The sequence below is a fragment of the Domibacillus mangrovi genome, from assembly GCF_001906925.1.
Lineage (GTDB): Bacteria > Bacillota > Bacilli > Bacillales > Domibacillaceae > Domibacillus > Domibacillus mangrovi.
On sequence record NZ_MRWQ01000010.1, the window covers coordinates 131,282 to 144,936 of the forward strand.

A 13,655-nucleotide genomic window follows, 5' to 3' on the forward strand; every position below is an offset into this window, starting at 1 on the left:
AAAAGCCTGCAGACATTGTCTTCAAAATAAAGACTTTGTCTACAGGCTAGAGCCTCCCTAAGTGCGGAACAGCCATTCTTGATCACTACGCTGTTTTGATTGCCATCGCAATTTCATCACAGCTTGGAAATTTCGGACAATGAACGCAGTCCGTCCATACTTTTTGTGGCATTTCTGTTTTTTGAATTACTTCAAAACCGCATTTTTCAAAAAAGACGACTTGATACGTCAGCGAAATAAGTTTTGGAATGCCGATTTTTTTCGTTTCTTCGACAACTCGTTCGACGAGCATTTTTCCAATGCCCCGCCCTTTCGCTTTTTCCTTTACACCGAGCGAACGAATTTCGGCGAGATCATGGCCGAGTATCGCAAGGCTGGCGATTCCAAGGATCTCACCGTCCTCTTCCGCGACAACTATCGCCTGTAAACTCAACACGAGCGACTCATACGTTCGTGGCAGCATCAGCCCTTCATTTGCATATTGATTCACGAGTTCAAATACTTGCTCCACGTCACTAAGCACCGCTTTGCGTACTTCGATCATGATTTCTCACCCTTTCTTTCCCTATATGTTATCTTTATATTTTACTTACTTTCCCGTATATGTCAAGGTTTTTATTCATTACCTTTGAATAATTATTCAAATACTCTTCCCGTACATCAATGTTACGTTGTATAATAAAACTACTATATTGTTACTAGGGGGATTTCATTTGAACACCTTTCCAAAAGGTTTTAAATCGTGCTCGATCAATGCGGGCATTAAAGATCATACACTTGATTTTACAATTTTATTTTCAGACGTTCGGGCTTCTGCAGCTGCTATGTTCACAAAAAACCAATTTTGCGGAGCGCCGATTGTCATCGGCAAAGAAAGTGTCGCAGACGGATATTTGCAGGCGATTGCTGTCAACAGCAAAAATGCAAACGTCGCAACGGGCAATAAAGGACTTGAAGACGCACGAAAAGTGACTGAGGCTGTTGCACAAGAGCTGGCGATTCATTCAAACGACGTCCTCCCTTCTTCAACAGGTATCATCGGCGTACCACTCCCTGTTGAGAAAATATTGACAGCTATTCCTGGACTGAAAAATCAATTGAAAGAAGATGGGCTTGAGGAGTCTGCTAAAGCGATTATGACGACGGATACATATCCGAAATTTCGTACGAGACAAGTTGGTTCTATAACTATTTCCGCGATGGCCAAAGGATCTGGCATGATTGAACCGAATATGGCGACGATGCTCAGCTATATTTTGACCGACGCCGCAATTGAACCCCCTCTTTTGCAAAAAATGCTAAAGCGTGCGGTCGATGTTTCGTTTAATAGTGTATCAGTCGATGGCGATACGAGCACGAGTGACACGGTTGTGATCATGGCAAATGGACTTGCCGGAGACGTAGATCTTGTGGAATTTGAGTCTGTTTTAACGAATCTATGCATCGATCTTGCAAAAGAAATTGCACGCGATGGTGAAGGTGCAACAAAATTAGTTGAAGTGCAAGTGACTGGTGCTGATGATGACGTGATAGCGAAAAAAATTGGCAAATCGATTATTAATTCACCGCTTGTGAAGACAGCGATTTTCGGTGAAGATCCGAACTGGGGACGCATTATGTCGACGATCGGCAACTCGACGGACAAAGTGAATACAGAAGCTGTGTCTGTCTCATTCGCGGATGTGTACGTATTTAAAAACGGAGCACCAACCGAGGATAAACGTGCTGAATTGGAAGAGTATTTAAAAAACAATGAAGTGTTAATCCGAATTTCACTTGGCGACGGACCAGGAACTTCGACCGTATGGGGCTGTGATTTATCGTATGATTATGTGAAAATTAATGGTGAATATACAACGTAAAAAAAAACCGCTTAGCGCGGTTTTTTTACGTTGCTTTTTTTTACAGTTGTTGCTAAAATAAAACTAACGAACGTTAGGAAGGTGTTTTTTTTGAGTGCGGAAAAGATTAAGAATTCAGCGGCGTCTCTTTTTGCAGAACATGGATATGCTGGGACGTCACTTGCACAAATTAGCGAACAAGTCGGTATCAAAAAGCCGTCTATTTATGCCCATTTTAAAAGTAAAGAACATTTATTTTCAGCTCTTCTTGATGATGCCTTTGCATCTGAATTGCGTATTTTATATGGACAGTCTTCTCTTTTTGAACTTCTCAACAATTATGTAAAACGGCACGCCAATGATGCTTTATTTCGTTTTTTAATTACGAGCTCTTTTTTCCCGCCGGATCATTTAAAAGAAGATATTTTAAACCGATATTATGATTATTTAGATGCAATGGAAAAAAAAACAGGAGAAATTTTACAAGACGGAATCGAAGCGGGTACAATTCGAAACATTGACATTGCCGACACGGCAGCGATGTATACGATTATTCTCGATAGTATTTTAGTTGAACTCTGTTATGGAAGCCGTGAACGCACAGAAAAACGCCTTGACGTATCGTGGCGCTTTTTTTGGAACAGTATTAGAAAAGGAGAAAAGGAACATGACTAATAAATGGTTTCTTGTTGTTCTTGCGGGTCTTTTCGAAATTGGCTGGGTCTCCGGACTAAAGTATGCCGACAGTTTAATTGAATGGATATTGACAATCATCGGGTTAGCGGCCAGTTTTTGGGCGCTCATTTACTGCTCAAAAAAATTGCCCTCAACGACCGTATACGCGGTGTTCGTTGGAATTGGCAGTGCCGGCGCAGTCATTCTTGAAATGGCAATGTTCGGTGAACCGGTTAGCTGGATAAAAATCGCATTGATCGCTGTACTAGTTATAGGGATTATCGGATTAAAAATGGTGACGGCTGAACAGGAGCACAAGGATGAAAAGGATGTGTCTGTCTCATGATGTGGTCTCTATTAATTCTTGCCGGGCTGTTTGAAGTAGCTGGTGTGACCGGCATGTCGATGATGAACGTACGAAAAAATGTGTTGTCCTGGGGCATTTTTATTGGCGGTTTCAGTTTTAGTCTTCTATTTTTATCAATTGCGATGACTACGATTCCAATGGGGACAGCCTATGCTGTATGGACTGGAATCGGCACAGTCGGCAGCACGATAATCGGCATGCTTATCTATAAAGAACCTCGTGATGCAAAACGTTTAATTTTTATTGCCGTTATCATTATGTCTGTCGTTGGATTAAAGGTTTTCTCCTAATTAAATGTATGTATTTTATTCACATTAAAAAGAATTTCTTATAAAAAAACTGTCTGTAAACGGACAGTTTTTTCTTAATTAAGTAAACTTATAATTAAGCCAGCCGCAGAATAATACATAATCCTGTTTAACTTGATCTTTATAGGCATTTGATAAAAAGACAAGTTGGGCTGCGAATACATCGTAATCGTCTCCAATCACATTTACTATTTCTTCTTCACTATGGTAAGAAAGCAGTTCATGTTCAACATCGGTATCTGCGCGTGCATGAATTTTGGCCGCAATGCCCCCGAATACATCAAGTACTTGATCGAATTCCTTCACGTTTTCAATATCTTCCGGCTTCACCCGCTTTTTATATGGCGACCGTTCACGCACGTAAAAATGCCGATTATCAATCGTCACATAGCCTAGCAGTGGATCATCATGATGATGCATCGCTTTTTGTGTCGTAACAACACGCTCTCCTTGATGGCTGTATCTTGCCCAGAATTCCTCACTATATGGTGCGAAATAAGCCGGAACAGGCGCGCGTACTTCTTTCATTTCTAGAATAATATCATCCATTTGCTGATCGCAGTCCTGTTTCCCTTCTACTAAAATATAATAACGTTCAAGTCCAATCGATGCGGTGCCAGAACCATGTTTGCGAACGATATGCTTTATTTCATAAAACTCACTTTTTTTTCGGTCTTCCGCGTCCAGGCTATCGACATAATCTGGCCAGACAGCTTCGATTTTTTCTCGTTCTTTCTGCGTCACTTGTACAAAATCTTCAGACAATTCAAACACACGTGTAGCGTCTTCCTTTACAGTCCATCTCTCCAGAAGACGTGCTGAATCACGCTTCTCCAATTTTTTTAACACTTCGCGGATCGGCCCTTTTGTATTCTTCGCGGTGTAAAAAAAGGTGACAGGATCTTCTTTTCCTTTCACGAACTTTTTCAGCTGTTTGTAATACGATTCAAGAAACACATGCATTCTTTCTTCTGCATTGGCAAAACCATACTGCTCACAGTACAGAGCGATACTCACAGTCATGCGCAGCAAATCATATACGTACGATCCCATATAACCTTCGTCAAAGTCGTTCGCGTCATATACAATGTCGCCTTCACTATTTTGAAATGCACCGAAATTTTCGACATGCATATCTCCTTGAATCCACGTCGGTTTATCATCTGGTGTATGAAAAGAAAATGGGATTTTCGTCACATCATAATAAAATAAGTACGCACTTCCACGGAAAAAACGAAATGGATTTTCCGTCATCTGTCTATATTTATGTTTGCGTTTTTCATGATTTAATCCAGTAATACGCGCGTCAAATTCATTGAGCACCGTTTCGAGTACATTCGATCGGAGCGCTCTCCGTGTTTTCTGTACCTCTTCCATCCAGTTTCCAACCATTATAAATCCCCTCCTACAGCTCATCCATTCCATTCTATCATAATAAAACACGGCTTATAAACTGCGCTTACGAAGATAACTAAAGTTTTAAATAGATGAATGACTATTACAACAATCATAGCGACTTACACGGCACGCTAAAATAACCCGATCCGAAACAAAAATCGAGATCATTTGTTAACATAAATCATTCCCCTTTACAATCATTCGTAATGGTCTATTGTACATAAAAACAAACTACCCGAAAAAATGACTTTTCAGGTAGTTTGTTTTTTTATTCGCCAGCAAGCATTAATTGCTCAAGTTTAAGTGGCTCAATATATTCTCCATCTTTGTATGCACGCATGTTTCCACCGGAAATTTCATCGATTAAAAGGATCGTGCCTGTTCCTTGCTCACGGCCAAACTCGAATTTAATATCATACAAATCAAGCCCTTTTTTCGCCATTTCCGCTTTCACAACGGCGCCAATTTTTTGTGTCTGCTCTTTTAACACAGCATATTCTTCTTTCGTCAAAATACCGAGCATATCAAGTGCGTCGCTTGTAATCGGCGGATCTTCACGCTCATCATCTTTAATCGTTACTTCAACGAACGCATCCAACTCCTGTCCATCTGTTGCGTATGCACCATAACGGCGGAGGAAGCTTCCCACTGCACGGTAGCGGCAAATAACTTCAAGTCCTTTCCCAAACACGTTCGCTGGTTTGACTGTCATCGTCGCTTCTGCAATGTTCGCATCAACATAATGTGTATGAATACCCTTTTCTTGCAGCTTTTCAAAAAAGAATTTTGTCAAACGAAGACCGGCTTGTCCAGCACCTTCAATTGTCAAACCAACTGTGTTCGCACCTGGATCAAAGACCCCATTTTCGCCCGTAACATCATCTTTAAATTTTAATAAAAAATTCCCATCTTCCAATTTAAATACATCTTTCGTTTTACCTGTATAAATGCGTTCCATTTTAACATCCCTCTCATCGAAAAAATTTCGAACAATTTTCATTATACAAGAGAAATCTTTCGGAAAAAAGACTTTATTCAGGCATGTTGACGAATAGTTCTTCTACATTTGGATCTTTTTTAATCAATCCACTTTCTTTCATCCAGTTCGCTGTATCTGCCCATGGCTTCTCTTCCTGATAACCGAATCCTTCATCTGACGCCATCATCGGCAACAAAATATCCATACTTTCTTTTTCGACTTTTTCTTCAAGCGGGAAATTCGCTGCATCTTGATTGTCCATTAAAATTTGCAACGCTTCATCTGGATTCGCTTCCATGTCATCAAATCCTTTTTCCGCCGCACGCCAGAATGCTTCAATTAACTCAGATTCTTCTTCCCATGTTTTATCGCTCGTCACAGCGATTAACTCATAAAAAGATGGCACACCATAATCCGTTAAATCAATGTTGTTCGTTGGATACCCCTCAAATTCAAGCAGTGGAACTTCGTGGTTGATGTACGCACCGACAACGGCGTCCGCTTTTTTGCTGACGAGTGTTGAATTAAGTTCAAAACCGATATCAATCAATTCCACCTTCGACGCATCGCCACCATCTTCTTTCACCATCGTCTGCACGATTGACTCATTCAGCGGAATGCCAGTGTAGCCGACTGTTTTTCCTTCCAAATCTTTTGGTGATTGGATATTGCTTTCCTCAAGCGACACGACACGATTGAGCGGCTCACGTACAATGGCACCAACTGACTTCACGCCAACTCCTTGTTCCGTCCGTGCCACAATCACATCCGGCTGATAAGTAATACCAAGTGTCACTTGTCCAGATGCCGCTAATTTAATCGGATCAGTTGGATCGGCTGGGAATTGAATATCAAGATCAATGCCTTCTTCTTTAAAATATCCTTTTTCATCGGCGACATACAAAAAGCTGTGCACTGCATTCGGATACCAGTCAAGCATAATGCTGACCTCTTGCAGCTCTTTCTTTCCTTCACCTGATGTTTCTATTGCCGTTTTTTCATTTGCCCCGCATCCTGCAAGCATCATCGCCGCAAGCACACCTGCTGTCCATTTTTTCATTTCATATTCCTCCATTTTAATGATTTATGTTCAAGCACTTTCACAACGACAAACAGCACAACGCCGACAGTTGATAATAGAACAATCGGCGCAAATACGGCTGCTCCGTCAAACTGTGTCATCATTCTTCGGCTGAAATAGCCAAGCCCAGCTTGTGCACCAAGCCATTCACCTATTGCTGCCCCGATCACGCTGAGCGTGACGGCTACTTTTAATCCAGAATAAAAATACGGTTTTGCGGATGGAACTTGCAGTTTAAAGAATATCTCTTTTTTCCCTGCACCCATTGTCAAAAGCAATTCTCTTAACTCTTTACTGCTCGATTTCAATCCGTCAAACGTGCTAACTGTAATCGGAAAAAACGTAATAAGCACTGTTACGACAACTTTGCTCCAGATTGAATAGCCAAACCACATAATAAAAATCGGTGCGATAGCGATTGTCGGGATCATTTGCGATGAAATAATAATCGGGTAAAATGCACGTTCCGCAATTTTGCTCATATTCATCCAGACAGCAATTCCTACGCCTAGCACAATCGAAATCGCAAGACCGATTAAAATGATCGCAAGCGTGGACGGTAAATGGTCGAACAGCAGCACTTCTTTCAATTCCCATAGCTTCAAAGCAACCCCAGATGGCGATGGTAAAATGAATAGTAAATTAATCGAACGAGCGACCGCTTCCCAAATGAGTAAAAGGACGACGATAAGACCAGCTGCGGGAAGATAATGTTTCATATAGATACTCCTTTCCGCAGCTGTTCAATTAATTCATCTTTCCATTTCAAAATAGCCGGATCATTTAAATCCCGTAGTGACCGCGGCCGGCCGAGCGGTACGACGACTTCTTGCAACTTGTGCACCGGTGCTTCCTGAAACACGAAAATACGGTCTGATAAAAAGAGCGCTTCGTTTACATCATGTGTAATGAACAAAATCGTTTTTTCACGTTTTTCCCACTGTTCTAAAAGCCATTCCTGCATCGACAGCCTTGTAATCGCATCGAGTGCACTAAACGGCTCGTCCAGTAACAGGACATTTGAGCCCGTTAAGATGGAGCGTAAAAACGAGACACGCTGTTTCATTCCACCGGACAATTCACCAGGGAATTTGTTTTCAACACCCGTTAACCCGAACTCATCCAGAAGCGGCAAAACATGTTTTTGCGCATCTTTTTTACTAATACCGCTAAGTTCTAACGGCAAGGCAGCGTTGTCCATTACGGTCCGCCACGGCATTAATAAGTCTTGCTGTGGCATGTAACCGACTTTTCCGTGACGGTTTCGATGGTTTTCACCGTTGATCAAGATCGTACCTTCGCTTTGAATTTCAAGCCCGGTGATGAGACGGAACAGCGTACTTTTCCCTGAGCCACTTGCACCGATGACCGTAATGAATTCGCGGTCGTAAATGGTGATGTCGAGATGATCAAGAATTGATTTTTCCCCGCCGTATGAGAACGACACATTCCGGAATTCGAGCACCGGTTTACGCATTGCCAGGCCACATGATCCCGTTGTACGCCATATCCCAGAACATATATTCAAAACGAGTTGTATTTAAAAAGATTTCTTCCAGTTTCGCGAGTTCCGCTTCCGACTTGCCAACTGTATGCTCATCTAAAAGATCGATGCACCATTGTGCCATCTGGCCGAATTCCTCTGACGCGTACATGTGGATCCATTTTCCATATAGCTCGTGTTCCGCAGCCCCTGGGATTTTATTCAGTTCTTTGCCGATTTCCCAGTAACTCCATGCACATGGGAGAACAGCCGCAATCACCTCTGCCAGCGTGCCATTTTGGGCCGCGTGCAGCATATAATGTGTATATGCAAGTGTAATGGGTGATGGTTTGGCGGTTTCTAACTCTTCTTCTGATATGCCGAATCGGGCCGCGTATTGCCGGTGGAGCCCCATTTCTTCATTTAATGTCCCATCCAGGAGCGCCGCGAATTTGCCCATTGTATGAAGATCATCTGCTTTGACAGCGCCAAGGGCGAATACTTTCGCATATTGAATTAAATACAAATAATCCTGCACCATATAAAAACGGAATTTTTCCGGATCAAGCGTGCCATTTGCTATTCCTTTCACGAAAGGATGTTCGTGGTTTTGACGCCAAATCGGCTGTAATTTTTCATGTAATTGTTCACTGAATTTCATTGTGTTTTTCCTCCTTTTTGCTATTTGTCCAGTCATAAATAAATTGAATCATTACTTTCGTATAATCGACGAGTTCATTAATCGCCAGCTGCTCATTCACCGCATGGGCATGACGCAAATGGCCAGGACCATAAATGGCTGTCGGTATACCCGATGAGCCGAGCCAACCGCCGTCTGTGACAGATGGTGACACATCAACAACTGGTTTTTCGTTGAGAACAGAGGCATGTGATTTCATCAGTTTTTGTACCGCTTCATGATCTGGATCGACTTCAAATGACGGGAAAATTTCACCACGGTCTTCAATCATCGATGTACCTCCCCATTCAAAAATCGGCGGGTTTTCCTGCATCCAAAGATCACCTTTCGCTATGTTGCGAATATAATCTTCCACTTCTTTCGCAACTTGTTCATGCGTTTCATTCGGATAAAAATGAACAGTGATCCAGAGGCGGCATTCATCAGCTATAAATGCCGCGTGCCGTCCCCCTTCAATAACCGCTGGATTGATTGTCGTGGTTCCTGGCAGAAAGCCCGGGTAACTTTTCATAACTGCCCAGTGACGCTCCAGTTCTTGCAGACCATTGATAATTTTGGTCATTTTTTCAATTGCACTTGCACCCATCAACTTGCCGCCAGCATGAATCATTTGTCGGCGCGTCGCATCGTGAAACGTCTGCTCACTTTTTAGCGTAATCCAGCCAGTAATGACGCCACCCTGCCCTTGAATATGTAAATTGCTCGTATCGACAACGAGCGCAAAATCGGCTGTGTAGCCACGCTTACAGCATTCAAGTGTACCTGCTTCCCCGACTTCTTCACCGATAACCGACTGAAACGTTAGATCACCAGGGAGTTGAATGCCTGCTTCATGGAGCAACTGAATAGCGAACAGTGCACCGGCAAGGCCGCCTTTCATGTCGGCTGCACCTCGTCCGATGATCGCACTATCTTTCACAATCGGTGTGAACGGATCCGTTTCCCACTTTTCATCAGGACTGACTTCCGCTACATCTATGTGGCCGTTAATAATCAAGCTTTGATAGTTCGCGCTGTCTATACCTTTTAGCGTACCCACAACATTAGGATCGTTCTGGTACACTTCCCACTTATCAACCTTAAACGCTCGTTTTGCAAGAAATTCAGCCATGAACTGCTGTGCCTCATTCGTGTTTCTCGCAGGCGGTGCCGGTGTTTTGAACGAAATCAATGTTTTTAACAAATCGATCAGTTCATCTTTCCGTTCATCGATTTCATTATGTAATTTGTTAATTATATCCATTATCTACTCCTTTCCGAAACACAAAAAGTCCGTTTCTTCGCAAGGAAGAAACGGATGTGATGACGTTATAATAGAGTGATACAACGATTCAAGACACCTCTTCCCTACGCCGGCATTATCCGGTTCAAGTTATAAGGGTTAAAGCAGTTCGCCTCTCTCAGCTCCATTATGAGCACCCCCAGCGGTGATTCCTATTTAATTTAACCTTACTAGTAGTTTTATCACACTAAAGTCGTTTATTCAATGGCAAATGCAATTTTCCCTATCTGCTCTGCTTTGTCTAAACGCGTAAATGCCTGCTCACATTGATCAAGCGGGTACACGTGATCGACGACCGGATGAATGTTATGCTTTTCAATAAACTGAAGCATTTCATCAAATTCTTCGCTGCTGCCCATCGTTGTACCGAGCATGTTGAACTGGCCGTAAAAGAATGTCCGTAAGTTCATCGTTACTTCGTCGCCTGCTGAGGCACCGAACGTGACAATTGTACCCCCTTTACGAAGTTGATTGAGCGATTGATTAAATGTCGCTGCGCCAACGAATTCGATGACGAGATCCATTTTTTGATTATCCAATGCTTCTGCCCAGTCACTTTCTGAAGCGATCGCTTTGTCTGCGCCAAGCTCGATTGCTTTTTGCCGTTTTGCTTCTGAACGGGATGTAACAAAAACGCGGGCGCCTGCTGCTTTTGCAAATTGTAAAAGGAATGTGGCTACACCACTGCCGATACCTGGAATGAGGACATTCATGCCTTCTTTTATCTGACCACGAGTAAATAGTGCACGGTATGCTGTCAGCGCCGCAAGTGATAATACCCCCGCTTCTTCCCATGATAGATGCTGCGGTTTTAAGACAGCATTTTCAGCTGGAATAACGATTGATTCCGCAAATGTGCCATGAAACGGTAAGCCAACAATTTCAAAGCCTGCCGGCGGTGCATCGCTGTTTTCCTTCCATCCAAGGCCTGGGTTAATGATGACTTCATCGCCCACTTGGACAGACGTCACCCCTTCGCCAACCGCGTCAATGATACCGGCTCCGTCCGATCCGATAATGAGTGGCGGCTCATTTTCTTTATGGCGGTGCAAAACGAACAGGTCGCGATGGTTTAATCCGGCTGCTTTTAATTTTACTCTCACTTCCCCTAAAGATGGCAATCCTTCTTCCATCTCACGGTATGTAAGGCCTGCCATTCCTGCTTGTCCTTCGTGAACAACTGCTTTCATAAAATCCCCTCCAAGTAAGTCCCTATGTTATAATTTTAACATATATGTCGTAATTTGAAAGGACTGAAGGAGCATGAATTCGTTTCTCAAACAATTTGAAGGACATGATATTTCGTTTATCTTAAAACGATTTGCGGAACTTTTTCCTTTTGAAAACTTAGATGTTTTAAATGGATATGAGCAGAAGATTACGTCTGAATTCCTAAAAGAGAAATTAATCGATCATCAACGTGGGGGATTATGTTATGAACTGAACGCTCTATTATTTTTAACGTTGAAAAAGCTCGGTTTTGACGTACAGCTCGCGACCGGCACCGTTAAAAATGAAGGGGTTTGGGCGATTGATGATACGCATGCAACCGTGCTGTTACAACGGGATGGACATCTTTGTCTCGTTGAGAGCGGCTTCGGTAACCGGCTGCCGTTCTCCCCACTTTTACTAGACGGTGAATCTGCATCATCACCAGCTGGGACATTTAGATTCCGAACGGTTACGACAGAAAAAGGCACATTAGCAATGGAACAGCTCGTAAACGATGAATGGATCGTACGCTATGGGTTTTCTCCTGAGCCTATGGAGTGGAGTAACTTAACGAAAATGAAAGAGACGATTCATTATCACGAGCAGTCGACGTTTACACAGGCACCAGTGATCGCTGGCATTACAGATGGCGGTACGTTTTCAATCGCACGGGACCGGCTTCGTTTGAAATGGCCGGACGGATCAGAAAAAATAGTTACATTTGAAAATGATTATGACTTTTTAAATGAAGTCACTCGTTACTGCTCGCCATCTATTGTGAAAGAAACTAAGCTATATTTAAATGCTGCATTTCGTGACGGACAAAAGAAACTAAAGTAAAGAAGGCCGGCTGTACCAAGGCACAAATCATGTCATTCAATATGTATTACAAAAGCTACATGAACTGTATTTAACTCAGCTTGCAGGCATAGCTCAGGTCTATAGGAGGTGTTGCTGTCATGAATTTACCTCATGAACCGGATCATATCATTACATTTAGTATAAAAAAAATACACATTCAGGCACTCATCATTACCGTTGTATCGATTGTCGTTGGTGCTGTTTTGATGGCCTTCTTCCATCTAGAAAGCGGCTTTGAAATTTCATTCTGGAATTTCTTTTTATGGCTGGTTTTGTATACTATATTAATTATTTTTCATGAAGTGTTCCATTTAATCGGCTTTATCGTCTGGGGGAATTGCAACAGAAGCGACCTCGTGTACGGTATTAACCGCGAGCTCGGCATTGCTTACGCCGGTACAAAAAAGGTGCTGAAAAACAGCGCAATGAAAAAAGCATTGTTGCTGCCGTTTTGGATGACGGGCATGCTGCCGTTTATCATCAGCATCTGGCTAAACAGCTCTGTCCTCATGATTGTCGCCGCTTTTTTAATTGGCGGCGCGGCCGGTGATTTTTCGATGTACAATCAGCTGCGAAAAATCAAAAAAGATGCGTTTATTCTTGATGATATCAATGAGCCGAAGCTATATGTGTATAACGAAAGCCCATCTGTATGAAATAGACAGACGGGCTTTCATTATGAATGAATCAGATTTTATATTCGATAAACGCCTTTATAATTAATTCGAATTAAAGCCCCGATCCGTTACATAATCATCAATGGACCACACACCGATGCCTTTATTTTTAGCAATCTTCTGTTTTACTTCAAATTCATCCAAATAACGTGTATTCGGTGGATACACGTATGCAACCCTGGCCATTCCTTCTTCAAGAAGCGTTTCCTGTACACTTTTCCCATCCACATACACATAAACGAGTATGCGACTATACTTGTCTAAACGCTGGCCTACATCAAATTCAAGCGTAATCTCCCCTTGCTTAAGCAATTGGGCTGTCCGCTCCTTCGCCTCGTCGCCTAACGGCTGTTTCCCAAGCTTCGGATGTCTCGTCTCAGGCGTATCAATTAACAAAAAGCGGGCACTAAATTCTTCCTCTTTTCCATCGTTGTCCGCATCAAATGCAAACACTGCTGTATCGCCATCTACTGGTCTGACAAGTGTTGCCTGAATGGGATCGATCGTGCCCTTCGATTTTAATATATTTGTGGATTCATTAACTGGCTCTTCTTCCACTTTGTTTGATTTCTCTTGATCCTGTTCCTTTTCAATTGCTGTCAGCACATCATCCGTCACTTCGAGTAAATCAGTGACATCTTGTTCCGTACAAGCGGATAATAGAAGAAGACTGCTCATCATGATCACTGTCACATATGTCAATCGCTTCACGTTTCTTTTCCTCTTTTCTGTCGTTTTTTCTTACATTTCAGCATTAAATAAAACCATCAAAAAAACCGTCTGAAAAAAGA

16 protein-coding genes and 1 riboswitch are annotated in these 13,655 nt (G+C 42.5%); of the genes, 6 read left to right on the plus strand and 10 right to left on the minus strand.

Features of this window, described 5'->3' with window-relative positions:
* Positions 1-85: 85 nt before the first annotated feature.
* On the minus strand, positions 86-544 hold the full coding sequence (locus BLL40_RS12120) for an N-acetyltransferase (RefSeq protein ID WP_073712167.1): 459 nt from the start codon (positions 542-544) through the stop codon (positions 86-88).
* Positions 545-713: 169 nt separating this feature from the next.
* Here BLL40_RS12120 and argJ point away from each other — a divergent pair, with 169 nt between their 5' ends.
* From argJ to BLL40_RS12140, 4 genes are all read left to right on the plus strand, one after another.
* Positions 714-1,862 carry a bifunctional glutamate N-acetyltransferase/amino-acid acetyltransferase ArgJ gene (gene argJ, locus BLL40_RS12125; protein WP_073712168.1) on the plus strand — a complete coding sequence of 383 codons (1,149 nt, stop codon included), beginning with the start codon at positions 714-716 and terminating at the stop codon, positions 1,860-1,862.
* 90 nt (positions 1,863-1,952) lie between these two features.
* Positions 1,953-2,516: a TetR/AcrR family transcriptional regulator gene (locus BLL40_RS12130; RefSeq protein ID WP_073712169.1), complete on the plus strand. Its 564-nt coding sequence runs from the start codon at positions 1,953-1,955 to the stop codon at positions 2,514-2,516.
* The gene (locus BLL40_RS12135; protein WP_073712170.1) at positions 2,509-2,862 is read left to right on the plus strand and encodes a DMT family transporter; all 354 of its coding nucleotides are present in this window, start codon (positions 2,509-2,511) and stop codon (positions 2,860-2,862) included. Before BLL40_RS12130 ends, BLL40_RS12135 begins: the two co-directional genes overlap by 8 nt.
* The gene (locus BLL40_RS12140) at positions 2,859-3,173 is read left to right on the plus strand and encodes a DMT family transporter (RefSeq protein ID WP_073712171.1); all 315 of its coding nucleotides are present in this window, start codon (positions 2,859-2,861) and stop codon (positions 3,171-3,173) included. Before BLL40_RS12135 ends, BLL40_RS12140 begins: the two co-directional genes overlap by 4 nt.
* Positions 3,174-3,251: 78 nt before the next feature.
* Here the strand turns inward: BLL40_RS12140 and BLL40_RS12145 are convergent, their stop codons facing one another.
* The 8 genes from BLL40_RS12145 to BLL40_RS12180 form a co-directional block, all read right to left on the minus strand.
* A complete protein-coding gene (locus BLL40_RS12145) occupies positions 3,252-4,583 on the minus strand; it encodes a DUF2252 domain-containing protein (protein WP_073712172.1) in 1,332 nt (443 codons plus the stop codon).
* 274 nt (positions 4,584-4,857) lie between these two features.
* Positions 4,858-5,547 carry a phosphoribosylaminoimidazolesuccinocarboxamide synthase gene (locus tag BLL40_RS12150; RefSeq protein ID WP_073712173.1) on the minus strand — a complete coding sequence of 230 codons (690 nt, stop codon included), beginning with the start codon at positions 5,545-5,547 and terminating at the stop codon, positions 4,858-4,860.
* A 73-nt stretch (positions 5,548-5,620) separates the two neighbouring features.
* Positions 5,621-6,628, minus strand: coding sequence for an ABC transporter substrate-binding protein (locus tag BLL40_RS12155; protein ID WP_073712174.1), 1,008 nt, complete (start codon positions 6,626-6,628; stop codon positions 5,621-5,623).
* Positions 6,625-7,368, minus strand: coding sequence for an ABC transporter permease (locus BLL40_RS12160; protein WP_073712175.1), 744 nt, complete (start codon positions 7,366-7,368; stop codon positions 6,625-6,627). Before BLL40_RS12160 ends, BLL40_RS12155 begins: the two co-directional genes overlap by 4 nt.
* Positions 7,365-8,126, minus strand: a complete 762-nt coding sequence (locus BLL40_RS12165) for an ABC transporter ATP-binding protein (RefSeq protein WP_073712176.1) — start codon at positions 8,124-8,126, stop codon at positions 7,365-7,367. The genes BLL40_RS12160 and BLL40_RS12165 overlap by 4 nt, the downstream gene beginning before the upstream one ends.
* Positions 8,119-8,793, minus strand: coding sequence for a thiaminase II (gene tenA, locus BLL40_RS12170; protein ID WP_073712177.1), 675 nt, complete (start codon positions 8,791-8,793; stop codon positions 8,119-8,121). The genes BLL40_RS12165 and tenA overlap by 8 nt, the downstream gene beginning before the upstream one ends.
* Complete coding sequence (locus tag BLL40_RS12175; protein WP_073712178.1) at positions 8,780-10,075, minus strand: acetylornithine deacetylase; 1,296 nt, start codon at positions 10,073-10,075, stop codon at positions 8,780-8,782. Before BLL40_RS12175 ends, tenA begins: the two co-directional genes overlap by 14 nt.
* An 84-nt stretch (positions 10,076-10,159) precedes the next feature.
* Positions 10,160-10,265, minus strand: a riboswitch (TPP riboswitch).
* A gap of 46 nt (positions 10,266-10,311) precedes the next feature.
* Complete coding sequence (locus tag BLL40_RS12180; RefSeq protein ID WP_073712179.1) at positions 10,312-11,304, minus strand: zinc-binding dehydrogenase; 993 nt, start codon at positions 11,302-11,304, stop codon at positions 10,312-10,314.
* Between the two features lie 73 nt (positions 11,305-11,377).
* On the opposite strand from BLL40_RS12180, the gene BLL40_RS12185 reads away from it, so the two are divergent.
* Positions 11,378-12,166 carry an arylamine N-acetyltransferase family protein gene (locus tag BLL40_RS12185; RefSeq protein ID WP_073712180.1) on the plus strand — a complete coding sequence of 263 codons (789 nt, stop codon included), beginning with the start codon at positions 11,378-11,380 and terminating at the stop codon, positions 12,164-12,166.
* A 119-nt stretch (positions 12,167-12,285) separates the two neighbouring features.
* A complete protein-coding gene (locus BLL40_RS12190) occupies positions 12,286-12,843 on the plus strand; it encodes a DUF3267 domain-containing protein (RefSeq protein WP_073712181.1) in 558 nt (185 codons plus the stop codon).
* Between the two features lie 63 nt (positions 12,844-12,906).
* Here BLL40_RS12190 and BLL40_RS12195 read toward each other — a convergent pair whose 3' ends face one another.
* Positions 12,907-13,575, minus strand: a complete 669-nt coding sequence (locus BLL40_RS12195; protein ID WP_073712182.1) for a thermonuclease family protein — start codon at positions 13,573-13,575, stop codon at positions 12,907-12,909.
* Between the last annotated feature and the right edge of the window lie 80 nt (positions 13,576-13,655).